Consider the following 25,039-nt stretch of genomic DNA (forward strand, 5'->3'; position numbering starts at 1 on the left):
TGTCGCCTCGTCCCACGGTCGGCGACAGGAACTGCGACCGGGACTCCTCGGAACTCCGGGACAAGGACACCCCATGACTCTCACCGCCCCGCCCGCGGAAAACCGCGAGAAGGCATCCCCGGCGAAGGATGCGCCGTCGAAGCCCTCCTGGCGCCACCGCGTCTCACGGTTCGACCAGAACGCCTCACCGTACTTCTACATCTCGCCGTTCTTCCTGTTGTTCGGGCTGGTGGGGCTGTTCCCCCTGCTCTACACGGTCTGGGTCGCCGTGCACGAGTGGGATCTGCTGAAGGGCGAGGGGGAGTTCGTCGGTGTCGGCAACTTCGTCGAGATCCTCGGCGACGGGATGTTCTGGAACTCGATCGGCAACACCCTGAGCATCTTCCTGCTCTCCGCGATCCCGCAGCTGGCCGTGGCCCTCGTGATCGCCTACCTGCTCGACCGCGGCCTGCGGGCGCCGACCTTCTGGCGGATGAGCGTGCTGATCCCGTTCGTCGTGACCCCGGTCGCCGTCGCCATCATCTTCTCGAGCATCTTCAACGAGGCCGACGGCCTGGCCAACAACCTCCTCAACCTCATCGGCATCGCCGACCAGGAGTGGAAGCACAACACCGCGCTGTCGCACATCGCGATCGCTGTCATGGTGAACTTCCGCTGGACGGGCTACAACGCCCTGATCCTGCTGGCCGCGATGCAGGCCGTGCCGCGCGACCTGTACGAGTCCGCGGCGCTCGACGGGGCGGGAGCGGCGAGACGCTTCTTCTCCATCACGATCCCCACGATCCGTCCGACCCTGATCTTCGTCATCATCACCGCGACGATCGGCGGGCTGCAGATCTTCGCCGAGCCGCGTCTGTTCGACGTGTCGACCGCGGGCGGCATCGGCGGCAGTGACCGCCAGTTCCAGACGACGGTGCTGTTCCTGTGGGAGCTGGCGTTCTTCCGACGAAACCTCGGAGAGGCGTCCGCCGTCGCGATCCTGCTGTTCCTGCTGATCGTCGGGATCGGTGTGATCAACTTCCTCATCTCCCGGCGGATCTCCACCGGAGACGCCCCTAAGAGCCGTGCGGCCCGTCGCCGCGCGCGCACCGCCGGATCGGCGGCGAGCAGGGCCGCCGCCGGATCGACGATCGCCACCACGACCGAGGAGAACGCGCGATGACCGCCACCCAGGCGCTGAGCGTCCCCGAGAAGATCCGCCGGCGCCGAGCCGTCGCCGGCGGTACCGCCGGCATCGGCAGCCGCCCCGGCTTCCTCACCTACGGCCTCCTGGCCGCGTTCATCATCGGCAGCGTCTACCCGCTGTGGTGGTCGGTCGTGGTCGCCAGCGGCACGAACGCGACGCGAGGTGAGACGCTCCCGCTGATCCCCGGCGGGAACTTCCTCGCCAATGCGGCTCGGGTGTTCGACGCGATCCCGTTCTGGCTCGCCCTCGGCAACTCGTTCCTCATCTCGGGCATCATCACGCTCTCGGTCGTGACGTTCTCGACGCTCGCGGGCTACGCCTTCGCGAAGCTGCGCTTCAAGGGCCGCGACGGACTGATGATCTTCGTGATCGCGACCATGGCGATCCCGACGCAGCTGGGCATCATCCCGTTGTTCATGCTGATGCGCGAGCTCGGCTGGACCGGATCGATCGGTGCGGTCATCGTTCCGACGCTGGTCACCGCGTTCGGCGTGTTCTTCATGCGGCAGTATCTGGTCGACGTCATCCCGGACGAGCTGATCGAGGCCGCGAGGATGGACGGGGCGAACCAGTTCCGCACCTTCCTGACCGTCGGGCTCCCCGCCGCCCGGCCGGCCATGGCGATCCTCGGACTCTTCACGTTCATGACCGCGTGGACCGACTACCTGTGGCCGCTCATCGTGCTCTCCCCGCAGAACCCGACCCTGCAGACGGCGCTCAGCCAGCTGCAGTCCGGGTACTACATCGACTACTCGATCGTGCTCGCCGGCGCGGTGCTCGCGACCCTCCCGCTGCTCGTGCTCTTCGTGGTCGCCGGACGCCAGCTGGTCAGTGGCATCATGGCGGGCGCGGTGAAAGGATGACCCGTATGACCCGCTCCTTCCCCGAGAACTTCCTGTTCGGCGCCGCCACCGCCGCGTACCAGATCGAAGGGGCGGCGTTCGAGGACGGGCGCACCGCATCCATCTGGGATGCCTTCTCGCGTGAGCCGGGTGCCGTGATCGGTGCGGAAAACGGCGATGTGGCCTGCGATCACTATCACCGCTACCCGCAGGACGTGGCGCTCATGAAGCAGCTCGGCCTGCAGACGTATCGTTTCTCGACGTCGTGGTCGCGGGTGCGCCCCGACGGCGGAGCGGTGAACGCGGCCGGTGTCGACTTCTACGAGCGCCTGGTCGACGAACTGCTCAGCGCCGACATCCTGCCCTGGCTGACGCTGTACCACTGGGACATGCCGCAGGCGCTGCAGGAGGCGGGCGGCTGGACGAACCGTGACACGGTCGATCGCTTCCTCGAGTACGCGGGCACCATGCACGATGCGCTCGGCGATCGCGTGAACGTGTGGACCACGCTGAACGAGCCGTGGTGCTCATCGTTCCTCTCCTACACCGCCGGCGAGCACGCACCGGGGCACACCAGCATCGCGGAAGGTCTGCTCGCCTCGCACCACCTGCTGCTCGCGCACGGCAGGACGGTGCAGGAGCTCCGTCGCCGTGATGCCTCGCTCAACCTCGGCATCACCCTGAACCACACGGTCGCCGACCCCGCCGATCCGCAGAACCCGGCCGATGTCGACGCGGCCCGGCGCGTGGACGGACAGTTCAACCGCTGGTTCCTCGACCCGATCTACCGCGGCAGCTACCCGGCCGACATCGTCGACGACATCCGGGCGGTCGACGCCGAGGCTGTCGCACGGTTCGAGGCGGCGGTCCATGACGGCGACCTCGAGACGATCTCGCAGCACATCGACACGCAAGGGGTGAACTATTACCACGGCGACCTCGTCTCGGGCACGGCGCCGGTCGAAGGCCCCGTCTCCGCGGAGCCCGAGACCGAGCGAGTGCGGCGCAGCCCCTATCCGTCGAGCGACGACATCCACGCGGTCGAGCGGGGCCTGCCGCGCACGGCGCAGAACTGGGAGGTGCAGCCCGAGGGCCTCACCCGGGTGCTGCAGCGCGTCTGGACCGAGTACGCCGAGCCCGCGGGCACCGTGCTCTACATGACCGAGAACGGCGCGGCCTACGACGACGTCGTGGTGGTCGAAGACGGCGAGACGCGCGTGCACGATGCCGGCCGCACCGAGTTCCTGCGACTGCACCTCGGTGCGGTGCTCGACGCCGCGGAGGCGGGCGTGGACGTGCGCGGCTACTTCTACTGGTCGTTGTTCGACAACTTCGAGTGGGCGTGGGGCTACGACAAGCGCTTCGGCATCGTCCGCGTCGACTACGACACCCAGGAGCGCACCCTCAAGGACTCGGGGCGGGAGTACGCGCGCATCATCGGCGACCGCGCGCTCTGATCAGCGCGTCGCTCCCGATTCGAATCGTCGGAGCGGTCCCGTCCGGGGTCGAGAGGCGGCAGTTTGCGCGACGCGGAGGGGGAGTGTCGTCGCAGCCCGCGCCGACCGGTGAGAATAGGGCGATGGAAGAGTGCGTACGTTGATGTCGCCCCGAGCGACCATCGAAGAGGTGGCATCCGCCGCCGGTGTCTCCCGATCGACGGTGTCGCGCGTCGTGAACGGGTCGACCGCCGTGAGCCCGGAGGCCCTCGCCGCCGTGCGCGCCGCGATCGATGAGCTGAACTACGTGCCCAACCGCGCGGCACGCTCCCTCGCCTCACGGCAGACGCACGCGATCGCCCTGATCGTGCCGGAGGACACCACCCGCTTCTTCGGCGACCCGTTCTTTGCGGCCATCGTCGCCGGGATCACGGGTGCACTCGGCGGCTCGGACTACCTGCTCAACCTGCTCATCGCGAGCGATGACCCCGGCGACAAGATGACCAGCTTCGTGCGCAACGGCGGCGTCGACGGCGCGTTGATCGTGTCGCATCACACGAGCGACGCGTTCGTCGATCGGATCGCGGATGCCGTTCCGGTCGTCTTCGGTGGACGCCCCGTGCGTCGGCGCGACGGCGACTACGTCGTCGATGTCGACAACGTGGCCGGAGCGAAGAACGCCACCCGCCGCCTGATCGACATCGGGCGCACGCGCATCGCCACGATCTCGGGTCCGCTCACGATGGTCGCCTCGGAAGATCGTGTGCAGGGGTTCCGCGCGGCGCTCGCGGACGCCGGCCTCACTCCGTATGCGGAGGAGGAAGGCGACTACACCGAGTCGAGCGGAGCGGAAGCCGCCAGGCGGCTGCTCGACGGCGGACGGCCGGATGCGATCTTCGTCGCGAGCGACCTGATGGCCCGTGGCGCACTGACGGCACTGCGCTCAGCGGGTGTGCGTGTGCCGGAGGACATCGCCCTGGTCGGTTTCGACGACTCCTCGGTCGCCATCACCACCGATCCGCAGCTGACCACGATGCGCCAGCCGATGTACGCGCAGGGTGAGGCGATGGCCCGGGTCCTGCTGTCGCGACTGGCAGGCGAAGAGCCGCCGACCACGACGATCCTGCCGACCGAGCTGGTGATCCGCGCCTCCGCCTGAGCGGTCGCGCCGGTGGGCGCGCCCTGCGGCGAGGGGGATGAACACGGCTGTGGCCCTGGCGCCCCCTCCGGGCCAGGCCCACAGCCGTGGGTCGGTGTCGGCTGAGCAGGTCAGCCGAAGATCGACGTCAGCAGATCACCGCCGAACAAGGAGAACGCGGTGATGCCTGCGGACAGCAGCAGCACCGCGGCTGTGCCGGCGAGCGCGAAGACGGAGATCCCGCGGCCGCCCAGCCGTTGGCCACGCAGGCCGACGGACACGCCCGCTCTGGCGGCGATGTCTCCGGCGTCATCGTCGCGATACAGCTCGGTGCGCGCCGCGAATCGGCGATGGAACTCCTCGGCGAGGGTGATCGCCGCCGCCATGGTCTCGGCGCGGTCGAACCGCGTGCCGGAAGGCAGGTAGACGTAGAGCCGGTCGGATACGAGTTCGATCTCGGCACCAGAGCCGAGGTCGAGCACGCGGGCCATCAGGTCGGGTGTGAAGATGTAGAGCGCGTCCTGCTGGTAGCCCTTCGGCACCAGAAGGCGGAACGTCTTCGCGAACTCGCCTTCCAGATCCAGGCGCGCAGCCCCGCGCCCTAGACCCAGCGTGGGGATGATGCTGCGCTTCCGGTTCGCGAGCACGATGTGCGGAACGGGTGCCGGCAGCGGTAGCTCGATGAACGCGAACGGGCGCTGGATCGTCGCGCGCTCCTGGCCGTGCGAGACCGAGTGGTGCATGCCCATCTCGAACGGCATTCGCTCGTCATCGCAGGCGATCACCGCACGTTCACGCCCGTGCACGACCCGCGTGAACGCGGTGCCGGGGCGGCGGGTTCGCTCGAGTGCGTCGGCGTAGGCCCAGCCGTTCTGCCAGGCGAAGGCTGCGACCTTCACCCGGCGGCTCAGACCCACAGCCCACCAGACGAAGCCGACGGCGGCGAGCACCGTGTACCCGATCACGAACACCCCGAGGATGGGTGCGACCGTGAGGATGTCGCCGCGCCCGAGGAACCACAGACCCGTCAGCATCGCGGCGGCGAACAGCAGGACGGCGACCAGGACCACCAGGAACCGGCGATGCGGCGGGATCCCGCAGAGGCGTTCGTAGGTGAGGATGTCGCGGAGGCCCGCGCTTCTTCGCAGCGGTTCCAGATCGACGGCTACAGGCTCCACGACAGCGACGCCCACGGACCGTTGCGCTTCTCGGTCGCCGCGGCCTGGAAGTCGGACCAGCCGTCTCCGAACTTCTCGAACGACTTCTCGTCGACACTGCCGTCCGACCAGTGCATCACGCGGCCCACGATGTAGCTCAGGCCGAAGTCTGCCCACGACTCGAAGGCCGGGCGTGCCTCGATGTTGATGCGGTGGATGATCGCGCGTGCTTCGGCGACGTCGCCGTGTCCGAGCGCGACGCCCCAGGTGGTCATCGCCACGGCCTGACCGATCCCGTAACCGTCGAGGGTCTTCACGAAGAGACCGGGGGTCACGATGTCCTTGCCCACGCGCTTGCGCACCTCGGACTCGGCGTATTCGATCGAGGTGACGAAGGTGCGCGCATCGCGCTTGTCCCCGCCTTCCTGCACGATCGCGGCAAGCCACTCCTTCGCCTTCGGGGTGCGTCCGAGGCGCTGGGCGAGCTCGACGCGGACGGCGAGGTAGAGCATCCACACCTCGCGACGACGACGGACGGTGCTGAGGCGCTCGATGCTGGCGAGCCAGTCGTCACGTGTGTGCACACCCCATTGGTCGACCAGGACCTTCTTCTCGCTGTCGCCGAGGAGCGAGGCGGTCGGATCGTTCCAGTATCCGGAGGGCAGGTTCACGATCTGCAGGAAGCCGAGCGCGAGCTCGTTCGCCTCGGCGTCGCTGGTCGAGTAGTCCGGCGAAGCCTTGACCTTGGCCGCGGGGAGGATCCAGCTCACGAGGAAGAACAGCGCGACGACGCCGACGATCGCCCAGGCCCACCACTGGCTGATGAGCCATTCGAAGATCGAGGTGACGCTGTTGAAGTCGACGCTCGCGAGAGAGTGCATTGATGCTCCTGGGCAGGGGGGGAAGTCCGTGTCGGTTCATAGATTGAACGCGTATTCAGTGAGTAATCTATACGGCAGGGGGCGATTCGGAAAAGACAAGCCGGCAGGACTCGGGAGGTGGATGCCACATGGCGCGCTCCGACGAGCAGAACCGGCTGGCCCGCGAGCGCGCCAGGGAGAACATCCTGCAGGCGGCGATCGAGACCTTCAGCGAACGCGGCGTCGCGGGTGCGAGCATCGCGGAGATCACCCAGCGCGCGGGTGTCGCGCAGGGGCTCGTGAACTACCACTTCGGTGGCAAGGAGCAGCTCGTCATCGCCGTGATCGATCGCTGGTTCGAGACGGTGCTCGGCTTCGCCCGAGTGGAGGGGACGCCCGACGAGATGCTCGCGGCGGTGATCGACGCCGCTCTCACGGCGACCGCCTACGCGATTCCGTTGCAGCGGGCCGTGCTGGCGATGCAGCAGCAGCCCTCGACGCACCGGCTGTTCGCGGTGTCGGAGGCGCGGCACGAAGCGGCGGCGACCGCCGCGGAGGACGCGGTTCGCGACCTGTTCCGCGCGCGGGGGGCGGAGGATCCGGCTCTCGAGGAGGTCATGCTGCGCAGCACGATCGAGGGTGTCTTCGTGAAGTCCGCCGTCTTCGGCGACACCTACCCGCTCGAGGAGGCGCGACGCTGGATGTTCCGGCGCTACGGTCTGCCGGAGCCGACGACGCCCATCGCGCCGCCGGTCCCCCTCCGCGACGGTGAACCGCGGCCTCGGGCGACAGCGGCGCTGCGCTCGGACGAGGAGCGCGCGGACGCATCCGCGTGACGAACAGTACGGACGCGGGGCCCGGTCGTGAACGACCGGGCCCCGCTGATTCCGACAGCGTTCGAGTGAACGGTGTCAGTTTCCGTAGAGTGCGACGACTCCGTCGGTGTCGACGCTCGTCATCGACAGATCGGCGGACGATCCGTTGCACTGCGGGTAGTGCATGATCGACGACGAGTCATACGGCGTCAGCGGACGCCAGTTGTTGTCCTCGAAGCAGGTGCCGGCCTCGGGGCGGGTGTGCTCGTGGCGGAAGCCGAGCACGTGACCGAGCTCATGACCCAGCACATTCGTCGGGGTCCAGGACGAGCCCGGGGTCCAGATCGAGTCGTCGATGAGGACGTTCTGCAGGCGCGGCGCCGTGCTCGGGAAGAAGGCCCGGGCGATGTACTGCGTCGTCTGCACGGGCTCCACGGAGAAGAGGACGGCGTTGTTGCGCGTCGTGCAGTTGGCATCGGCGCTGCTGTCGTAGATGAAGTCGATCTTCGATGACGCGGCCTCCCAGAGTGCGGCGCCGCTTTCCATGGCGCTCACGACGTCGGCATGACGTGCACCGAATGCCGTGCTGACGCAGTAGGTGAGGGCGCTCGCCTGCGCGTCGGACCACTTGTCGTCGATGCTGTTGACCGTGTTGACGATGAGGCCGTTGGTCACGGGATCGGCGCCGAGGAGCTGTTCGTAGAACGACCGCAGTTCGCCCTGGTTGGAGATCACCTCGTCCCCGTTGACGACGTAGGCTCCGTCGATGTCTCGGTAGGTCGACGCCTCGAACTCCTGGAAGGTGGGGATGTCGTCGGCGTCGGGTGCGGAATTCGCGGCAGCGGGGATGACCGTGCCGAGGCAGAGCGCAGCAGCCGCGGTAGCGGCGAACGCCAGTTTTCTCGTGAGTCGCAAAGTACTGGTCCTTTTCGATCTGAACGATTCCGCGCGCCCCCTCGGTGCGCGGCCCCCGGGGAGAAAGGCGGGCAACTCTGCGTCGTCGTTCGCCCCGAAGTCCGCTCACGGTAACCATGCCTTTCACGGGATCGCAAGGCATCTCCCGGCACGTTCACAGATTTATGCACTCAGGTCAGAAATACCGAATGCTGTTCTGGTCGAACGTGCTGCCCGACGTCGCGAGACGTCGGGGGTCAGGGGTGACCCATGCGGGCGAAGGCCCCCAACACGCTGCGCTCGGATGCCGTGAGGTAGCGCTCGAGCTCTTCGGTGGCCGCCTCGGGTCCGCGCTCCAGCAGCGCGGTGAGCACCGCGCGGTTGCGCCGGACGAACGGCTCATGCAGTGATCGCGGCTCGTCGATCTCGAGGAAGACGAGGCGCAGCTCGGCGGCGACGTCTCGGTAGGTGCGGGAGAGGCGTGCGCTGTCGGCGAGGGCGACGATCGCGTCGTGGAAGGCCATGTTGGCGCTGCCGATGCGCCGCCAGTCCTCGTGCGGCAGCTGCTCCTCGGCCTCGGCCAGGGCATCGCGCATGAGCTGTACGGCGGGGTGCTCCGGCTCGGACTGGCGCAGCGCCGTGCACTCGATCACACGGCGGGCGCGGTAGATGTCGATCACGTCGGCGATGGTGGGGGATGCCACCGAGACGCCGCGATGCGGGATGTGTTCGACGAGCCCCTGCTCGGCGAGTACACGGAACGCTTCACGGAGGGTGTTGCGCGAGACGTCGAACTGCTCGGCGAGGGCGGACTCCGACAGTCGCGACCCCGGCGCGAAGTCGCCGTCGATGATGCGCTGTCGGAGCACGTCGGCGAGCACGCCCTGCTGGTTCATGCCTTCATCGTAGGTGGCGCCGTGGTCGGATCGTCTGCGGGTGGCAGTGAGGGATCATACGAAAGCAACCGCTCTGTAGCACGGCCGTAACATGATTGTTGAACAATCGGGTTCTATCCGTTCTACACTGGGGGTCACCCGACACCCACCAACGACGATGGGAATCCCCCCGCATGTCTGAGCAGACCACCGCCTCCCTCTCCCCGGAGGACGAGGCCCGCCTCTCGTCCGTCAAGAAGCGCGCGGGCCGCAGTGCCGTCATCGGCGCGATCTTCCTCATGGCCACCAGCGCCATCGGCCCCGGCTTCATCACGCAGACCGCCACGTTCACGGCGACGATGGGGGCGGCCTTCGCGTTCGCGATCCTCATCTCGATCCTCGTCGACATCGCGGTGCAGCTGAACGTCTGGCGCATGATCACCTCCTCGGGCAAGCGCGCCGGCGAACTCGCCAACAGCGCCATCCCCTTCTCGGGGCACCTGATCGCCGTGCTCGTCGTGATCGGCGGGCTGGCGTTCAACATCGGCAACATCGCCGGTGGTGGGCTCGGACTGAACGCTCTGCTCGGAATCGACACCAAGCTCGGCGGCATCGTCACCGCGGCCCTCGCGATCATCATCTTCCTCGTGAAGAAGGCGGGGCCGGTGATGGACGTCGTGCTGGTCGTGCTCGGCATCGGCATGATCGTCATGACCGTGGTCGTGGCCGTCATCGCCCAGCCGCCGATCGGCGAGGCCCTGCGCCAGACCTTCGCGCCGGATGAACTGAACTTCGCCACCATCACGACCATCGTCGGCGGAACCGTCGGCGGGTATATCACCTACTCCGGCGCCCACCGCTACCTCGACTCCGGCCACACCGGACCGGAGCACGCCCGCTCCGTGATGCGTGCGGCGACCAACGGCATCCTCGTCACGGGTGTCATGCGTTACGTGCTGTTCCTCGCGATCCTCGGGGTCGTGGCCTCCGGTGTCACGCTCGACCTCTCCGGTCAGGGCGCGAACCCCGCCGGTCAGGCGTTCGGCGCGGTGCTCGGCGATGCCGGACTCCGCATCTTCGGCGCGATCTTCTGGGCCGCCGCGATCAGCTCGGTCATCGGGGCGGCGTACACCTCCGCCACCTTCCTCTCCACCTTCACCAAGAAGCTCAAGGGCGGCTGGCCCCTGCAGCTGGCGACCGTCGCCTTCATCGTGGTGTCGCTGGCGGTGTATCTGTCGATCGGCACGGCACCCGCGGCGATCCTCGTCTTCGTCGGCGGTTTCAACGGCCTGATCCTGCCGATCGGACTCACGGTGTTCATGTACATCGGCTGGTTCCGCCGGGACCTGCTCGGCTCGAAGAAGTACCCGATGTGGCTGCTCGTCGCCGGTACGCTCGTGACGCTGCTCACCTGGTACATGGGCATCGTCTCGGTCGGCCCCATCTTCGCCTTCCTCGGAATCGGAGCGTGATCGCATGACGTCGATCGACCTGAACTCGGACCTCGGCGAGAACGTCGCCGACCGGATCGTCAGTGACGATGCGAGCATGCTGCGCCTCGTCACGAGCGCCAACGTGTCATGCGGGTTCCATGCGGGGAGCCCTGAGGGCATCCGCGAGACGCTCGCAGCAGCAGTGCAGGGCGGCGTCGTGATCGGCGCGCATCCCGGCTACCGTGACTACGAGAACTTCGGACGAACGAAGGTCGACATCGACTCGGCCTCGCTGCAGGCGCACGTCGAGTACCAGCTCGGTGCTCTCGTGGGACTCGCCGCCGCTGTGGGCGGGAGGGTCTCGTACGTCAAGCCGCATGGTGCGCTCTACAACACGATCGCGCGCGACGAACGGCAGTCGAAGGCCGTCGTGGCGGCGATCCGCGCGATCGATCCGAGCCTGGTGCTGCTGGGGCTCTCCGGGGGCGTCGTGCTCGATGTCGCCGCGCGCGCAGGACTCGCGGTCGCCGCTGAGGCCTTCGCCGACCGCGCCTATCAGCCCGACGGGCAGCTGGTGTCGCGTACCGAGGAGGGGGCCGTGCTGCACGACCCGGATGCGGTCGCGGAGCGCATGGTGCGCCTCGCCTCGGAGGGCGTGATCCGTGCGATCGACGGCACCGACGTACCCGTGGTCGCCCAGTCGATCTGCGTGCACGGCGACAGCCCTGGTTCGGTGGCGATGGCGGCTGCGACCAAGCGGATGCTGCAGGACGCAGGCATCACGATCGCACCGTTCGCGGGCGCGCGATGAACACGGAGCACCTCGTCTGATGCGCATCCGCACGGCATCCGATCATGCTCTTCTCGTCGAGGCGGACGACCTCGACGAGGCGATGCGTCTGAACCTCGCCTGGGAGGGCATTCCCGGCATCGTCGAGCGCATCCCCGGCGCCCGCACCGTGCTCGTGCGCTTCGATCCGCTTCGCGTCTCGGCATCCGACCTTGCGGCCGCGCTCGCCGCAACGCCGATCGACACCGCGCATCTGCCCGGCACGGGAGAGGTCACGGTGCCCGTGAGGTACGACGGCGAGGACCTCGAGGAAGCGGCATCTCTGCTGGGCGTGACGGCGGAGGAACTCGTGAACCGGCACCTCGCTGCCCACTGGCGGGTCGCATTCTCCGGATTCGCCCCGGGCTTCGGATACGTCGTGAGCAGCGACCCCCTGTTCGATGTGCCCCGCCGCGCGTCTCCGCGCACCCGCGTGCCCGCCGGATCGGTCGCGCTCGCGGGGGAGTTCACCGGGGTGTACCCGCGCGAGAGCCCCGGCGGATGGCAGCTCATCGGACGCACGGATGCCGCGATGTGGGACATCGACCGGGACCCGCCCGCCCTGCTGTCGCCGGGGACCGCCGTGCGGTTCGAACGTGTGCGGGAGGAGGCTCGGCTGGACGCCGCTCGGCTGGACGTGGTGGGGCTGGACGCTGCTCGGCTGGACCGAACCGGAGGCTCTCCGGAGCCCGCCCGGCGAGCCGCGCCGCAACCCACTCCAGCCGATGCGGAGGGCGCGGGTCGCGGCGCGGAGGCGGCCGTCGAGGTCGTCCGTGCGTCGCTGCAGCTGCTGGTGCAGGATGCCGGGCGCTCGGGCTATGCCGCGCTCGGGGTCTCGGCATCCGGGGTGGCGGACCGCCGGGCGATGCGCGACGCGAACCGCGCAGTGGGCAATACGGCCCGGGCTGCGGTTCTCGAGAGCGTCGGGGGTGTCGTGCTGCGGTTCCGCGGAGCCGGTGTCGCCGCCGTCACAGGGGCTTCCGGCGCGCTCACGCTGGAAGAGGCCGGAGGAGACGTTCGTCCTGTCACGCACGGCGAGCCCTTCGCCACCGTCGACGGCGACGAACTGACGCTCGGTCACCCCGAGCGCGGGCTGCGCTACGTCATCGCGGTCCGCGGTGGAGTGGATGCGGCCCCGGCCCTCGGCAGTCGCGCCGCCGACACCCTCGCCGGACTCGGGCCCCTCGCACTGACCGCGGGCACAGTGCTCCCCATCGGCGACGCCGGCCGGCACGCCGTCGACCCGTCCGTCGTTGCGCGCGAGCTCCCCGCCCCCGGGGATCTCGTCGACCTGGAGATCACCCTCGGCCCGCGCGACGACTGGTTCACGACCGCAGCGGTCGAGACCCTCACCGGTCAGGAATGGACCGTCACGCCGCGTTCCGACCGCGTCGGCATCCGACTGCAGGGCCAGGTGCCGCTCGAGCGCGCCCTCGGAGGAGAGCTCCCGAGCGAGGGCGCCGTCACCGGCGCGATCCAGGTGCCGCCCGACGGACAGCCGGTCCTGTTCCTGCCCGACCATCCGCTCACCGGCGGATACCCCATCATCGGAGCGCTCACGGATCGCAGTCTCGACCTCGCAGGTCAGCTGGCTCCGGGAGTGCGCCTCCGCTTCACCGTCAAGGAGTCCTCATGACCACCGTGTCGACCGTGCCGACCACGCAGCGGGTCCTGATCGCGAATCGCGGGGAGATCGCGGTGCGCGTCATCCGCGCCTGCGCCGAAGCCGGGTACGCATCCGTCGCGGTCTATGCGGATCAGGATGCCGACGCCCTGCATGTGCGTCTGGCCGACGAGGCCGTGGGATTGGGTGGTGCCACTGCCGCCGACACGTATCTCTCCATCGATGCGCTGCTCGCCGCCGCTCGGCAGTCGGGGGCGACCGCCGTGCACCCCGGATACGGATTCCTGTCGGAGAGCGCTGCGTTCGCGCGGGCCGTGGAGGAGGCGGGGCTGGTCTGGATCGGACCGACGCCCGCGAGCATCGACGCGCTCGGCGACAAGATGACCGCCCGCCGTATCGCTCAGCAGGTCGGAGCGCCGCTGGCTGCCGGCACCGATGAGCCGCTGGCCGGGCCCGAGGAGGCCGTGGCGTTCGCCGAGCAGCACGGACTGCCCATCGCGATCAAGGCGGCGTTCGGCGGGGGCGGTCGCGGGCTCAAGGTCGTGCGGGAGCTGTCCGAGGTGGCCGAGGCCTTCGACGCGGCCACCCGTGAGGCGGTAGCGGCGTTCGGCCGGGGGGAGTGCTTCGTCGAGCGCTTCCTCGAGAGCCCGCGACACATCGAGGTGCAGGTGCTCGGTGACGGGCTCGGCGGCGTCGTGGTCGTCGGCGATCGCGACTGCTCGATGCAGCGCCGAAATCAGAAGCTCATCGAGGAGGCGCCGGCTCCCGGCCTTTCCGTCGAGCAGCGCACACGGTTCCACGATGCGGCGCGGTCGATCTGCGGTGAGGTGAGGTATCGCGGGGCGGGCACGGTGGAGTTCCTGCTCGCGGCCGACGGCACCATCTCGTTCCTCGAGGTCAACACCCGGCTCCAGGTGGAGCATCCGGTCACCGAGGAGGTCACCGGAACCGACCTCGTGCGCGAGCAGTTCCGCATCGCGTTCGGGGAAGGCCCGTCGATCGTCGAGACACCGAACCCGGTCGGGCATGCCTTCGAGTTCCGGATCAACGCCGAAGACCCCGGCCGCGGTTTTCTGCCGAGCCCCGGTCGCGTCGAGCGGCTGCGGATCCCCGGTGGTCCTGGTGTGCGCTGGGACAGCGGCATCGAAGAGGGGGATGTCGTGCAGCCGGCGTTCGACTCGATGATCGCCAAGCTCATCGTGCACGCCGAGTCCCGCGACGCTGCCATCGTGCGCGCGCGGAGAGCTCTGCGCGAGCTCACCGTCGAAGGCCCGGCGACGGTGATCCCGTTCGATGTGATGGCGCTCGACGACGAGGCGTTCGCCACGGAGTCCTTCGCGGTGCACACGCAGTGGATCGAGAGCGCTCTGCTGCCGAAGCTGGAGACGCAGGCGCGGCCTGCAGTCGTGCCGGAGGCCGCTCTGCAGCGCTTCCCGGTCGAGATCGACGGACGACGGGTCGTGCTCGGACTGCCCGCCGCGCTGCTGGCCGGATTCGGTCGGCCGGCCGATCCTGCGACGGAGACGCCCACGGCCGATCCGGCAGAACTGCGCTCGCCGGTTCCGGGCACGCTCGTGCGGTGGCTCGTCGACGACGGAGCCGATGTGGGCGAGGGCGACCCGGTCGCGGTCCTCGACGCCATGAAGATGGAGACCACGGTCGCCGCCCACCGGGCCGGGATCCTGTCGCAGCGTGCAGAGCTCGCAGCGATGGTTTCCGCTGACGCCGTTCTCGCCCTCATCTCCTGAGCAGCCAGTCCTGCTCCGGTCGCACTTTCTGTCGTCTTAGAGGCCCGAGAGCGGCAGAAAGTGCGACCGGAGTGCGACCGGAGTATGCGCGGGAGTGATCAGGCGGGGTCTCCGCCGAGCGGGCCGACGGCTTCGAGCGGCTTCGGGTCGTCGGCACCCGTCTTGCGCAGGCGGGCGATCAGGTTGCCCAGGTGGTAGATCAGGATCGCCGCCACCGTGGCGATGACGATGCCGCCGAGCTCGAAGCCGGAGGCCTCGTCCTTGATCATGAACCCGCCGACGGCCATGATGAGCGCGACGGCTGCCGTGTACTGGTTGACCGGGCGCGAGAAGTCGACGCGGTTGTCGACCCAGATCTTGATGCCGATGACGCCGATCAGGCCGTACAGTGCGGTCGTCACGCCGCCGAGCACACCGGCGGGCACCGAGTTGATGACCTCGCCGAACTTGGGGGAGAGGCTGAGCAGGATCGCGGCTGCGCCGGCCACCCAGTATGCCGCGGTGGAGTACACGCGCGTCGACGCCATCACGCCGATGTTCTCGCCGTAGGTCGTGGTGCCCGATCCGCCGAAGAATCCGGCGAGGGTCGTCGAGACGCCGTCGGCGATCAGCGCCTTGCCGGTCTGCTGGTTCACGGTCGCGTCACCGGTCATGGTCGCGACACCGCGTACGTGTCCGACGTTCTCGGCGATCAGCACGAGGACGACCGGGAGGAACATCGCGAGTGCCGTAAGGGTTCCGGGCTCGGTGAAGTTCGGGAAGGTGAAGGTGGGAAGACCGACCCAGTCGGCCTTCTCCACGGCCGAGAAGTCGAGCTCACCGCGGAACGCCGCGAAGATGTACCCGGCGATGACGCCGAGGAAGATCGAGATGCGTCCGAGGAATCCGCGGAAGACGACGGCGAAGAGGATCGTGATGGCGAGGGTGAACGTCGCGGTCACAGGGGCGGCGGCGTAGTTGTTGTGCGCTGCGCCCGCGAGGTTGAAACCGATGAGCGCGACGATGGTTCCGGCCAGGACCGGCGGGAGGAAACGGTCGACCCACTTCACACCGACCGTGTGCACCACGACGCCGATGATCGCCAGGAGCACACCGACCGCGACGATTCCGGCCAGGGCGGTTCCCATGTTCGCGGAGGCGGTCGCGGCAGTGACCGGTGCGATGAAGGCGAACGACGAGCCCAGGTAGCTGGGCAGCTTGTTGCGGGTTACAAGAAGGAACAGGATCGTGCCGACGCCGCTGAAGAGCAGCGTGGTGGCGACCGGGAACCCGGTGATGATCGGCACCAGGAACGTGGCGCCGAACATGGCCACGACATGCTGGAGTCCGATCGCGATCGTGGCGGGCCAGTTCAAACGCTCATCGGGACGGACGACGGCGCCGGGCTCGACCGTGCGGCCGTTTCCGTGCAGCTTCCACAGGGCCATGCGGGCTCCTCAAGGTTCGGGGGATGGCAGGGGTGCCGGAGCAACACTACCGATTCCTGAGTTTTCCCTGAGCGCCCACCCCTCTCGCATGTGCAGGTGTGAGCGACGGATGCATGAGGGTCCCGCGGCCGAGAGTCATGCATCCGCCCGATCGTCATGCATCCGTGCGGAGATCGGGACCCGGAGATCGGGAGCGCTCAGGCGCCGAGGCGCTCGATCAGCTCGCGGTAGCGGTCGGCGGTGCGTGCGACGATATCTTCCGGAAGCAAAGGCGGCTCGCCCTGCTGGTCCCAGTTCGCGGCCATCCAGTCGCGCACGATCTGCTTGTCGAAGCTCGCCATCCGCTCGTTCGGCGTCGTGCCGGTGCGCCAGGCCTCCGCATCCCAGTATCGCGAGGAGTCGCTCGTGAGCACCTCGTCGGCCAGGCGCAGGGTGCCGTCGGCATCCGTCCCGAACTCGAACTTGGTGTCGGCGAGGATCAGGCCCTTTTCCTCGGCGATCGCCGCCGCGCGGGCGTAGATCGCGAGGGAGGTGTCGCGCAGTTCGGCCGCGCGCTCGGCGCCGACCAGCTCGACGGCGCGCTCGAACGTGATGTTCTCATCGTGCTCGCCCATCGGTGCCTTGTAGGCCGGGGTGAACAGCGGCTCCGGCAGGCGGTCGCCGTTCTGCAGGCCGGCGGGCAGCGGAATGCCGCAGACGGTGCCGCTCTCCTGGTACTCGACCCAGCCCGACCCCGTGATGTAGCCGCGCACGACGCATTCGATCGGCAGCATCTCGAGCGACTGCGCGAGCATCGCCCGATCGGCGACCGCGTCCGGGAGCTCGCCCTCGGCGATGTGGTTGGGGAAATCGGAGAGCTGTGCGAACCACCAGCGGCTCAGTCGCGTCAGCAGGGCACCCTTTTCGGTGATGCCGGGGGAGAGCACGAAATCGAAGGCGCTCACGCGGTCGGAGGCCACGACGAGGATGCGCGTGTCCGCCGGATCCTCCGAGGCGTACAGGTCGCGGACCTTGCCCGAGTAGATGTGCCGCCAGCCGGGAATGCTCTGTGCCGTGCCTTCTGAAGGTGTGCTCACCCGCCCATTATCCCGGTTCCCGCGGTCACCGAATGCCGTGGTCCCGGTGTCAGAGGGGCGATCTAGCCTGGTGGCATGACGGACGACATCCTCACGCCGCGTCTTCGACTCTCGCGTCCCGTCGAGGGCGATCTCGACGCGCTGTTCACGATCTCCGCCGATCCGCGGGTGTGGACGCACTATCCGTCCCTTCGGCATCAGCGCCCGGAAGACACTCTTGCGGGCATGGCGCGCTGGGAGGCGAGCTGGGCCCGCGCCGGGTTGGGATCGTGGGTGGTCCGGTTGCGTTCCACGGGTGAGGTGATCGGCAACGGCGGGTGCACGCTCCTCGGCGACGCGGTGTGGAACCTCGGGTACCGGCTGTCGGCCGATCATCACGGGAACGGGTACGCCACCGAACTCGCGTTCGCCGCTGTCGAGCAGGCGCGCGCGGTCGATCCCGACCGCCCCGTGATCGCCTATCTCGTCGAGCACAACCATGCGTCGGCGAAGGTCGCTGAGAAGGTCGGCCTCGAACTCGTCCACAGGGCACCGGATGCGGGCAACCCCGATCCGTCTGTCTGGCGCCTCGTCTACGCAGACCGTCCGCTCGATCCGGCCCAACTCACAGCCGTGTCGCTGTAGAGAAGGCGGATCGCAGCTGTTCGCTCCGCCGAAAGAGGCGTATAGTCCACATGGACTATTTGAGGTGAGGGGCATGGCGAAGGACGCTGTCGATCGGCTCACCCCCATGGGGGTGATGGTGCTCGCGCTGCTGCGCGAGGGCGACATGCACCCCTATGAGATGGTGCGTCTCATGCGCGCCCGTCACGACGACCGCCTGCTCACGATCACCAACGGGACGCTGTACCACACGGTCTCCCGACTGCACCGCGCGGGTCTGATCGACGAGCTGGGCATCGACCGCGAGGGCAACCGCCCGGAGCGCACCACCTACGCCCTGACGGATGCCGGACGCGAAGCGGTCATGACGTGGGTGCAGCGCGAACTGCCCCGCATCGATCGCCCTGCGGACTTCCGTATCGCGCTCGCCGAGGCGCACAACCTCGAGCGACCGGAGGTCATCGACCTCCTGAGGGCGAGGCGCCTCGCCCTCGTCGAGGATCACGCGAGGCACCGCGACGGTCTCCACGCGGCCCGGGAGAAGAGCGTTCCCGAGCAGGTGCTCGTCGAGATCGAACGCCAGGAGGCTCTGCTGGCCGCCGAGCTCGGCTGGCTCGACTCCCTCCTCTACCGCCTCGAGACCCGAGTCCTGCCGTGGGGTCCCTCGGCATTCCAGAACTCAGACCGCTACCGCGCTCAGCGAAAGGCAGCACAGCAATGACAGATACCCCTCGCGGCGGAGACCGCCCGCCGGCGTCCGCGCCCTCGACCTCCGGTCCGTCGACCGGCACCTACTCCGCGGGGCACAAGCCCACGAGCCCGTGGCCTGCCCTCTGGGCGCTGGTCATCGGCTTCTTCATGATCCTCGTCGACACCACGATCGTGTCGGTCGCGAACCCGGCGATCAAGGCGGCGCTCGACCCGAACACGAACAACCTGGACAACGTCGTGTGGGTCACGAGCGCCTACCTGCTCGCCTACGCCGTGCCGCTGCTGATCACCGGACGCCTGGGCGACCGGTTCGGCCCGAAGAACATCTACCTGATCGGTCTCGCGGTCTTCACTCTCGCCTCGCTGTGGTGCGGACTGTCGACGACCCTCGAGGGTCTGATCGTCGCTCGCGCCGTGCAGGGCCTCGGTGCCGCGTTCATGACTCCGCAGACCATGGCCGTGATCACCCGCACGTTCCCGCCGGACCGCCGCGGCGCCGCGATGGGCCTCTGGGGCGCCACTGCCGGTGTCGCCACTCTCGTCGGCCCGCTCGTCGGCGGCCTGCTCGTGGACGGGTTCGGCTGGGAGTGGATCTTCTTCGTGAACATCCCGGTCGGCATCGTCGCCTTCGTGCTCGCCTGGCGCCTGGTCCCGAAGCTGGCGACTCACTCGCACCGCTTCGACGTCGTGGGCGTGGTGCTGAGCGCCGTGGCCCTCTTCCTCATCGTGTTCGGTCTCCAAGAGGGGGAGAAGTACGACTGGGGTGTGATCTGGGGTCCGATCTCCGTGTGGAGCCTGATCATCGTGGGACTCGTGGTGCTCGGACTGTTCATCCTGCAGCAGGCCAAGACCCGCAGCGAGCCCCTGGTTCCGCTCGAACTGTTCCGCGACCGCAACTTCTCGGGAGCGAACGTGGCGATCGCCGCGGTCGGCTTCACGGTGACGAGCATGTCGCTGCCGATGATGTTCTTCCTCCAGACCGCGCGGGGTCTCACCCCCACCGAGGCCGCGCTGCTGCTGATCCCGATGGCCGTGCTCTCGGGCGTTCTCGCTCCGGTCGCGGGGAAGCTGCTCGACCGCGTGGATCCGCGCATCATCCTGATCCCGGGGCTGCTCTGCGTCGCCGGGGCACTCATCTGGTACTCGGCTCTGATCAACATGGACACCGCGATCTGGATGTTCCTGCTGCCCTCCGCGCTGATGGGCGTCGGCAACGCCGGAATGTGGGGTCCGCTCGCCACGACCGCGACGCGCAAGCTCCCGCCGCGCCAGGCGGGTGCAGGTGCCGGCATCTACAACACCACCAGGACCATCGGTTCGGTCATCGGCTCGGCCTCCATCGCCGCGTTCATGCAGTCCCGGCTCGAGGCGAACCTTCCGGGTCTCGCCGATGCGCCGGCGGGGGGCTCCACCGGAGGGACGCTGCCGCCCCAGGTGGCCGAAGGCTTCGCCGCAGGAATGTCGCAGGCGATCCTGCTGCCGGCGTGCGTGATGGTGGTCGCCCTCATCGCCTCGCTGTTCCTCGGCCGCTATGACAAGACGGAGGCTGCGGCGCCCGTGGCTGCACGCGCCGAGTAGTCGACGACCCTCCCTCCACGATTGATCCCGAGAGGTGTGTATCCCGCACCTCTCGGGATCGTCTTCGTTCGCGCCCTGGAGAGGGAGGGCGATCACGTGACCGTCACCCCGTGCCTGCGGTCATGCGAGTGCGCGGGTACCGATTCTTCTTCTACAGCAACGAGGGATCGGAGCCCCCGCATGTGCACGTGGAGCGGGCGGAATTCACCGCGAAGTTCTGGCTGCGGCCAGTAGAATCGGCCGCGAAGACGAGATTCGACGACCGAGAGCTGCGACTGCTTCGTCGGTTGATCGAACACCGACGCGATCTGATCGAGGAGGCGTGGCATGAGCACTTCGGTGGATGACGCTGTCGCGGTCGGCGTCGTGATCGATGAGCGCGAACTTCACGTGCGGATGAAGGACGGACGCACGATCAGCGTTCCTCTCGACTGGTTCCCGCGGCTAGCCGCTGCGAGCGTCGCGGAACGTGCGGTCTGGCGCTTGATCGGCGTCGGGGAGGGCATCCACTGGCCGCAGCTCGATGAAGATGTCTCCATCGCCGATCTCCTCCGAGGTCGCTGACAGGTTTTGCGGTGGTCCGGCGAATGTGGTGTCATCGGGCGATGACGATCGCACTCTCACGACCGAGCATCGACCTCTTCGACTCCTGGGCCGCCGCGGTGGCCGAGTTCGAGGGCGGACACATCGACGGCGCGGGTATCGAGAAGGGTTTCGTCCCCGACCGGGCCGCTTTCGACGAGTTCGTCGAGCGCGCAGAGCTGTACGCCACACCCGGCGCGGTGCTCCCGGAGGGCCACGTGCCGTGCGACTACTACTGGATCACCGAGGGCGACCACGTCGTCGGCTTCCTCTCCTTCCGCCGCGAACTCAACGACCACCTCCGCCGCTTCGGCGGCCACATCGGCTACTCCGTGATCCCGACGAGGCGTCGCGAGGGGATCGTGCGCGAGGCTCTGCGCCTCATGCTGCGCGCCGCGAAGGCCGACGGCTACGACCGCGTGATGCTCACCTGCGACGACGACAACATCGGCTCCATCCGCACCATCGAGGGGGCCGGGGGCGAGCTCGAAGACGTGATCGATGCGCCGGAAGCCGGGCAGCCCCTGGTGCGGCGCTACTGGATCGACGTTTCGGGCACACGACTCGCCGCGAGCTAGGGTAGATCCTCGGCGGTCGTCCGGTCGCTGCTGTCGACCCGGGGAGCACACGTCGTGATCCGAAACCCATCCGCCGCGGTGAGCCGTCTGCGCTGCTCGGTGCGCACCGCAGGTGCTGCCGCGCTCGTCGCCTTCGTCGCCGTAGGAGCGCTCCTGGCCGGAGCCGCACCCGCCACCGCCGCGAGCGACGGCGACAAGTACGTCATCGGTACGGACACGACGTTCGCGCCGTTCGAGTTCACCGATCAGGACGGCGACCTCGTCGGCATCGACATGGACCTGCTCCGTGCGATCGCGAAGGACCAGGGGTTCGAGGTCGAGATCCGCCAGCTCGGCTTCGACGCCGCCGTGCAGGCGCTGCAGTCGAACCAGGTCGACGCGGTCATGGCCGGTATGTCGATCACCGAGGAGCGGCAGAAGGCCTTCGACTTCAGCGAGCCGTACTTCACCAGTGGTGTCCAGCTCGGCGTGCTCGAAGCCAGCGACATCCAGTCGCTCGACGACCTGGACGGCAAGACCGTCGCCGTCAAGACCGGTACGCAGGGGCAGACCTTCGCCGACGAGAACAAGGACGAGTACGGCTTCCGGGTCACTCCGTACCAGGACACGACCGACATGGTCGATGCGGTCAAGGCCGGTCAGGCCGTCGGCTACTTCGAGGACTTCCCCGTGCTGGCCTACGGCATCCAGCAGGGGTCCGGCTTCCGCCTCATCGGTCAGCCGGAACTGGGCGGCGAGTACGGCTTCGCGGTCAACAAGGGCCAGCACCCCGAGCTGATCGAGAAGTTCAACGCGGGACTCTCGAACCTGAAGGCGTCCGGCGAGTACGACACGATCGTCGACACGTATCTCTCCGGCGGCGAGAAGTCCACGCAGCCCACCGATATCATCTCGGTCGCGGTGCAGTACTGGCCCGCACTCATGGAGGGCCTCTGGCTCACGATCCTCGCGACGATCGTCGCCATCGTGGCCGCGTTCATCCTGGGGCTCGTCTTCGGCTTCGGTCGAGTCTCGAAGTTCGCTCCGTTCCGGTGGATCGCCACCGCCTACGTCTACGTCTTCCGCGGCACCCCGATCCTCATCCAGGCGTTCTTCGTGTTCTTCGCGATCCCGCAGCTGTTCCCCGGTCTCACGTTCAACCCGTTCGTCGCCGGTGCCATCACGCTCTCGCTCAACACGGGTGCGTACATGACGGAGATCATCCGCGGTGGCATCCAGGCCGTCGATCCCGGACAGAACGAGGCCTCGCGCTCGCTGGGTCTCGGACACTGGAAGACGATGCAGAAGGTCGTGCTCCCGCAGGCGTTCCGCATCATGATCCCCTCGTTCGTCAACCAGGGCATCATCACCCTCAAGGACACGTCGCTGATCAGCGTGATCGGCCTCGCGGAGCTGACGTTCGTCTCCCGTCAGATCATCGCCTCGACGTACCTGTCGGCCCAGGTGCTGACGATCGTCGCCATCATCTACTTCGTCGTGATCACGCTGCTGACGCTGCTCGCGAACCGCCTGGAGAGGACGTTCAACGCATGAGCAAGATCCTGGTGCAGGACCTGCACAAGTCGTTCGGTGACAACGAGGTGCTCAAGGGCATCAACCTGGCTGTGGAGGACGGCGAGGTCGTGGCGGTCATCGGGCCTTCGGGCTCGGGCAAGTCCACCCTGCTGCGCTGCCTCAACAAGCTCGAGGAGCCCACGTCGGGGCACGTCGTCATCGACGGCGTCGACCTGACCGACAAGAGCGTGAAGCTCGACGAGGTGCGTCAGCGCATCGGCATGGTGTTCCAGCACTTCAACCTGTTCCCGCACATGACCGTGCTCGAGAACATCACGCTCGCGCCGGTCGAGTGCGGGAAGATGACGAAGGCCGAGGCGCGTGAGCGGGCGCTGTCGCTCCTGGAGCGGGTCGGTCTCTCGGAGAAGGCGGATGCGAAGCCGGCGTCCCTTTCCGGCGGGCAGAAGCAGCGCGTGGCTATCGCCCGTGCACTTGCGATGGACCCCGAGATCATGCTGTTCGACGAGGCCACGAGCGCGCTCGACCCGGAGATGGTCGGCGAGGTGCTGCAGGTCATCCGCGACCTGGCCTCCGGCGGCATGACCATGGTGCTGGTGACGCACGAGATGGGCTTCGCCCGCGAGGTCTCCGGCCGCACGGTCTTCATGGACGGCGGCGTCGTCGTCGAGGAGGCCCCGCCCGCAGAGCTCTTCGGCTCGCCGAAGAACGAGCGCCTGAAGGACTTCCTCTCGAAGGTCCTCTGAGGGGCGTCCGTTCCGCGCTCCACGCATTCGCATCGACTTCCCGTGCACTCGCCGAGTGCACGGGAAGTCTGCGTAGGGAGGTCGTGCGCTCGCGGAGGCTACTCGGCGACGCGGGCGGCGATGTCGGTGCGGTAGTGCGATCCGTCGAGGCGGATGTGGGCGATCGCTTCGTAGGCCCGGTCGCGCGCAGTGCGGAAGTCGGAGGCGACGGCCACCACGTTCAGCACACGGCCGCCCGTGGCGATGAGCGATCCACCGGGCGCATCCGGGCTCGCGGTCGCGGCGTGCACGAGGCGGACGCCTTCGACGGCGGCGGCGTCTGCGAGGCCCTCGATCGGCCGCCCGGTCTGCGGCGCCTCGGGGTAGCCCTCGCTGGCCAGCACGACCGTGATCGCCACCTCGTCGCTGAACACGGGCTCGGGCTGGTCCTCGAGGGTTCCGGATGCCGCGGCGAACAGCAGCTCCGACAGCGGGGTGACCAGCCGCGGCAGCACGATCTGCGTCTCGGGGTCGCCGAAACGCGCGTTGAACTCGATGACGCGCACACCTGCCGGGGTCAGGATCAGCCCCGCGTAGAGCAGACCGATGAACGGCGTGCCCTCGGCGTCGAGCTGCCGGACCACGGGGAGCGCCACGTCGCGCGTGACCTCCTCGACGAAGGCCTGCTCGCTGCCGAACTGTTCGGCGAGCCAGGGCAGCGGCGAATAGGCGCCCATGCCACCCGTGTTGGGTCCGGCGTCGCCGTCGAGCGCACGCTTGAAGTCCTGCGCGGGGCTGAGCGCACGCACGGTGTCGCCATCGCTCAGGAAGAAGAGGGAGACCTCGGGGCCGGAGAGGAACTCCTCGATCAGCACCGGGCCGGCGGGAAGATACTGTTCGGCGTGCGCGAGGGCCTCGGCGCGGTCGGACGTGACGATGACGCCCTTGCCCGCAGCCAGACCGTCGGCCTTGACCACGTACGGGGCACCGAGTTCGTCGAATGCGCTCTCGACCTCGGCGGTGGTGGCGGCGCGGACGGCGCGACCGGTGGGCACACCGGCGGCGTCCATGACCCGCTTCGCGAACGACTTCGAGCCCTCCAGCTGTGCGGCCGCCTTGCCGGGGCCGAACACGGGGATGCCGCGCACCCGCAGGGCATCGGCGACGCCGGCGACGAGGGGAGCCTCCGGGCCCACCACGACAAGGTCGATCGCGTGCTCGTGCGCGAATGCGGTGACCGCCCCGCCGTCGAGGGGATCGACCGAGACAGGGGTCGCATCCTGGGCGATGCCGGCGTTGCCGGGAGCGACGAAGATCTCGTGCTCCGTCTGCTCGGCCCGCAGGGCGAGAATGATCGCGTGCTCACGGGCACCGGAACCGAGGACGAGAATCTTCACCCGTCCAGACTAC

General features: G+C 68.3%; 24 protein-coding genes. 17 read left to right on the forward strand and 7 right to left on the reverse strand.

Translation table 11 applies throughout. The features are described from left to right. The first annotated feature begins 73 nt into the window (after positions 1–73). The 4 genes from ASC55_RS13180 (at position 74) to ASC55_RS13195 (ending at position 4,623) form a co-directional block, all read left to right on the forward strand. Positions 74–1,162 (forward strand): carbohydrate ABC transporter permease, encoded by a 1,089-nt coding sequence (locus tag ASC55_RS13180; RefSeq protein WP_055869330.1) that lies wholly within the window; start codon positions 74–76, stop codon positions 1,160–1,162. Continuing rightward, positions 1,159–2,049 carry a carbohydrate ABC transporter permease gene (locus ASC55_RS13185; protein WP_055869331.1) on the forward strand — a complete coding sequence of 297 codons (891 nt, stop codon included), beginning with the start codon at positions 1,159–1,161 and terminating at the stop codon, positions 2,047–2,049. The genes ASC55_RS13180 and ASC55_RS13185 overlap by 4 nt, the downstream gene beginning before the upstream one ends. Positions 2,050–2,054: 5 nt before the next feature. Beyond that, the gene (locus tag ASC55_RS13190; protein WP_157559466.1) at positions 2,055–3,485 is read left to right on the forward strand and encodes a GH1 family beta-glucosidase; all 1,431 of its coding nucleotides are present in this window, start codon (positions 2,055–2,057) and stop codon (positions 3,483–3,485) included. Between the two features lie 142 nt (positions 3,486–3,627). Beyond that, positions 3,628–4,623: a LacI family DNA-binding transcriptional regulator gene (locus ASC55_RS13195; RefSeq protein WP_055876490.1), complete on the forward strand. Its 996-nt coding sequence runs from the start codon at positions 3,628–3,630 to the stop codon at positions 4,621–4,623. 110 nt (positions 4,624–4,733) lie between these two features. Here ASC55_RS13195 and ASC55_RS13200 read toward each other — a convergent pair whose 3' ends face one another. Both ASC55_RS13200 and ASC55_RS13205 read right to left on the reverse strand, forming a co-directional pair. Next, positions 4,734–5,795: a hypothetical protein gene (locus tag ASC55_RS13200; protein ID WP_055876493.1), complete on the reverse strand. Its 1,062-nt coding sequence runs from the start codon at positions 5,793–5,795 to the stop codon at positions 4,734–4,736. After that, positions 5,768–6,640 (reverse strand): DUF1266 domain-containing protein, encoded by an 873-nt coding sequence (locus ASC55_RS13205; protein WP_055876496.1) that lies wholly within the window; start codon positions 6,638–6,640, stop codon positions 5,768–5,770. The genes ASC55_RS13200 and ASC55_RS13205 overlap by 28 nt, the downstream gene beginning before the upstream one ends. 128 nt (positions 6,641–6,768) lie before the next feature. Here ASC55_RS13205 and ASC55_RS13210 point away from each other — a divergent pair, with 128 nt between their 5' ends. Further along, entirely contained in the window at positions 6,769–7,455 is a 687-nt protein-coding gene (locus ASC55_RS13210; protein WP_235563379.1) for a TetR/AcrR family transcriptional regulator, read from the forward strand. Between the two features lie 75 nt (positions 7,456–7,530). Here the strand turns inward: ASC55_RS13210 and ASC55_RS13215 are convergent, their stop codons facing one another. Both ASC55_RS13215 and ASC55_RS13220 read right to left on the reverse strand, forming a co-directional pair. After that, entirely contained in the window at positions 7,531–8,349 is an 819-nt protein-coding gene (locus ASC55_RS13215; RefSeq protein ID WP_055869336.1) for a matrixin family metalloprotease, read from the reverse strand. A 236-nt stretch (positions 8,350–8,585) separates the two neighbouring features. Beyond that, on the reverse strand, positions 8,586–9,224 hold the full coding sequence (locus ASC55_RS13220; protein WP_017831303.1) for a GntR family transcriptional regulator: 639 nt from the start codon (positions 9,222–9,224) through the stop codon (positions 8,586–8,588). A gap of 173 nt (positions 9,225–9,397) precedes the next feature. Here ASC55_RS13220 and ASC55_RS13225 point away from each other — a divergent pair, with 173 nt between their 5' ends. From ASC55_RS13225 to ASC55_RS13240, 4 genes are read left to right on the forward strand one after another with little or no spacing between them, the layout of a single operon-like run. After that, a complete protein-coding gene (locus ASC55_RS13225; RefSeq protein ID WP_055869339.1) occupies positions 9,398–10,675 on the forward strand; it encodes an NRAMP family divalent metal transporter in 1,278 nt (425 codons plus the stop codon). A gap of 4 nt (positions 10,676–10,679) precedes the next feature. After that, positions 10,680–11,447: a LamB/YcsF family protein gene (locus ASC55_RS13230; RefSeq protein WP_055869342.1), complete on the forward strand. Its 768-nt coding sequence runs from the start codon at positions 10,680–10,682 to the stop codon at positions 11,445–11,447. Positions 11,448–11,466: 19 nt separating this feature from the next. Continuing rightward, positions 11,467–13,101, forward strand: a complete 1,635-nt coding sequence (locus tag ASC55_RS13235) for an urea amidolyase family protein (RefSeq protein ID WP_055876499.1) — start codon at positions 11,467–11,469, stop codon at positions 13,099–13,101. Next, complete coding sequence (locus ASC55_RS13240) at positions 13,098–14,837, forward strand: acetyl/propionyl/methylcrotonyl-CoA carboxylase subunit alpha (protein ID WP_055876502.1); 1,740 nt, start codon at positions 13,098–13,100, stop codon at positions 14,835–14,837. The genes ASC55_RS13235 and ASC55_RS13240 overlap by 4 nt, the downstream gene beginning before the upstream one ends. Positions 14,838–14,935: 98 nt before the next feature. On the opposite strand, the gene ASC55_RS13245 is transcribed toward ASC55_RS13240, so the two are convergent. Then, positions 14,936–16,264 carry a uracil-xanthine permease family protein gene (locus ASC55_RS13245; protein ID WP_017831308.1) on the reverse strand — a complete coding sequence of 443 codons (1,329 nt, stop codon included), beginning with the start codon at positions 16,262–16,264 and terminating at the stop codon, positions 14,936–14,938. A 197-nt stretch (positions 16,265–16,461) separates the two neighbouring features. Then, the gene (locus tag ASC55_RS13250; RefSeq protein WP_055869353.1) at positions 16,462–17,340 is read right to left on the reverse strand and encodes a phosphoribosylaminoimidazolesuccinocarboxamide synthase; all 879 of its coding nucleotides are present in this window, start codon (positions 17,338–17,340) and stop codon (positions 16,462–16,464) included. Between the two features lie 75 nt (positions 17,341–17,415). Here ASC55_RS13250 and ASC55_RS13255 point away from each other — a divergent pair, with 75 nt between their 5' ends. From ASC55_RS13255 to ASC55_RS13290, 8 genes are all read left to right on the forward strand, one after another. Further along, positions 17,416–17,964, forward strand: coding sequence for a GNAT family N-acetyltransferase (locus tag ASC55_RS13255; RefSeq protein WP_055876505.1), 549 nt, complete (start codon positions 17,416–17,418; stop codon positions 17,962–17,964). A gap of 73 nt (positions 17,965–18,037) precedes the next feature. Next, positions 18,038–18,664, forward strand: a complete 627-nt coding sequence (locus tag ASC55_RS13260; protein WP_055876508.1) for a PadR family transcriptional regulator — start codon at positions 18,038–18,040, stop codon at positions 18,662–18,664. Next, positions 18,661–20,232, forward strand: coding sequence for an MFS transporter (locus ASC55_RS13265; protein WP_055876511.1), 1,572 nt, complete (start codon positions 18,661–18,663; stop codon positions 20,230–20,232). The genes ASC55_RS13260 and ASC55_RS13265 overlap by 4 nt, the downstream gene beginning before the upstream one ends. A 110-nt stretch (positions 20,233–20,342) precedes the next feature. After that, positions 20,343–20,579 (forward strand): DUF4160 domain-containing protein, encoded by a 237-nt coding sequence (locus ASC55_RS13270; RefSeq protein ID WP_055876512.1) that lies wholly within the window; start codon positions 20,343–20,345, stop codon positions 20,577–20,579. Next, positions 20,560–20,796: a DUF2442 domain-containing protein gene (locus ASC55_RS13275; RefSeq protein WP_036323853.1), complete on the forward strand. Its 237-nt coding sequence runs from the start codon at positions 20,560–20,562 to the stop codon at positions 20,794–20,796. The genes ASC55_RS13270 and ASC55_RS13275 overlap by 20 nt, the downstream gene beginning before the upstream one ends. Positions 20,797–20,837: 41 nt before the next feature. Continuing rightward, the gene (locus ASC55_RS13280; protein ID WP_055876516.1) at positions 20,838–21,392 is read left to right on the forward strand and encodes a GNAT family N-acetyltransferase; all 555 of its coding nucleotides are present in this window, start codon (positions 20,838–20,840) and stop codon (positions 21,390–21,392) included. Between the two features lie 54 nt (positions 21,393–21,446). Then, positions 21,447–22,925, forward strand: coding sequence for an amino acid ABC transporter substrate-binding protein/permease (locus ASC55_RS13285; protein ID WP_055876518.1), 1,479 nt, complete (start codon positions 21,447–21,449; stop codon positions 22,923–22,925). Next, positions 22,922–23,650 carry an amino acid ABC transporter ATP-binding protein gene (locus tag ASC55_RS13290; protein WP_017831317.1) on the forward strand — a complete coding sequence of 243 codons (729 nt, stop codon included), beginning with the start codon at positions 22,922–22,924 and terminating at the stop codon, positions 23,648–23,650. The genes ASC55_RS13285 and ASC55_RS13290 overlap by 4 nt, the downstream gene beginning before the upstream one ends. Positions 23,651–23,748: 98 nt before the next feature. Here the strand turns inward: ASC55_RS13290 and purD are convergent, their stop codons facing one another. Continuing rightward, positions 23,749–25,026 (reverse strand): phosphoribosylamine--glycine ligase, encoded by a 1,278-nt coding sequence (gene purD, locus ASC55_RS13295; RefSeq protein WP_055869373.1) that lies wholly within the window; start codon positions 25,024–25,026, stop codon positions 23,749–23,751. Positions 25,027–25,039: the final 13 nt, after the last annotated feature.

Source organism: Microbacterium sp. Root322 (genome assembly GCF_001425645.1).
Lineage (GTDB): Bacteria > Actinomycetota > Actinomycetes > Actinomycetales > Microbacteriaceae > Microbacterium > Microbacterium maritypicum.

Coding starts and splice junctions, on each gene's coding strand:
- ASC55_RS13245 (WP_017831308.1), bottom strand. CDS start 16,264: ATGGCCCTGTGGAAGCTGCACGGAAACGGCCGCACGGTCGAGCCCGGC.
- ASC55_RS13190 (WP_157559466.1), top strand. CDS start 2,055: ATGACCCGCTCCTTCCCCGAGAACTTCCTGTTCGGCGCCGCCACCGCC.
- ASC55_RS13210 (WP_235563379.1), top strand. CDS start 6,769: ATGGCGCGCTCCGACGAGCAGAACCGGCTGGCCCGCGAGCGCGCCAGG.
- ASC55_RS13260 (WP_055876508.1), top strand. CDS start 18,038: ATGGCGAAGGACGCTGTCGATCGGCTCACCCCCATGGGGGTGATGGTG.
- ASC55_RS13195 (WP_055876490.1), top strand. CDS start 3,628: ATGTCGCCCCGAGCGACCATCGAAGAGGTGGCATCCGCCGCCGGTGTC.
- ASC55_RS13255 (WP_055876505.1), top strand. CDS start 17,416: ATGACGGACGACATCCTCACGCCGCGTCTTCGACTCTCGCGTCCCGTC.
- ASC55_RS13235 (WP_055876499.1), top strand. CDS start 11,467: ATGCGCATCCGCACGGCATCCGATCATGCTCTTCTCGTCGAGGCGGAC.
- ASC55_RS13205 (WP_055876496.1), bottom strand. CDS start 6,640: ATGCACTCTCTCGCGAGCGTCGACTTCAACAGCGTCACCTCGATCTTC.
- ASC55_RS13265 (WP_055876511.1), top strand. CDS start 18,661: ATGACAGATACCCCTCGCGGCGGAGACCGCCCGCCGGCGTCCGCGCCC.
- ASC55_RS13280 (WP_055876516.1), top strand. CDS start 20,838: ATGACGATCGCACTCTCACGACCGAGCATCGACCTCTTCGACTCCTGG.
- ASC55_RS13220 (WP_017831303.1), bottom strand. CDS start 9,224: ATGAACCAGCAGGGCGTGCTCGCCGACGTGCTCCGACAGCGCATCATC.
- ASC55_RS13290 (WP_017831317.1), top strand. CDS start 22,922: ATGAGCAAGATCCTGGTGCAGGACCTGCACAAGTCGTTCGGTGACAAC.
- ASC55_RS13225 (WP_055869339.1), top strand. CDS start 9,398: ATGTCTGAGCAGACCACCGCCTCCCTCTCCCCGGAGGACGAGGCCCGC.
- ASC55_RS13275 (WP_036323853.1), top strand. CDS start 20,560: ATGAGCACTTCGGTGGATGACGCTGTCGCGGTCGGCGTCGTGATCGAT.
- ASC55_RS13185 (WP_055869331.1), top strand. CDS start 1,159: ATGACCGCCACCCAGGCGCTGAGCGTCCCCGAGAAGATCCGCCGGCGC.
- ASC55_RS13240 (WP_055876502.1), top strand. CDS start 13,098: ATGACCACCGTGTCGACCGTGCCGACCACGCAGCGGGTCCTGATCGCG.
- ASC55_RS13180 (WP_055869330.1), top strand. CDS start 74: ATGACTCTCACCGCCCCGCCCGCGGAAAACCGCGAGAAGGCATCCCCG.
- ASC55_RS13230 (WP_055869342.1), top strand. CDS start 10,680: ATGACGTCGATCGACCTGAACTCGGACCTCGGCGAGAACGTCGCCGAC.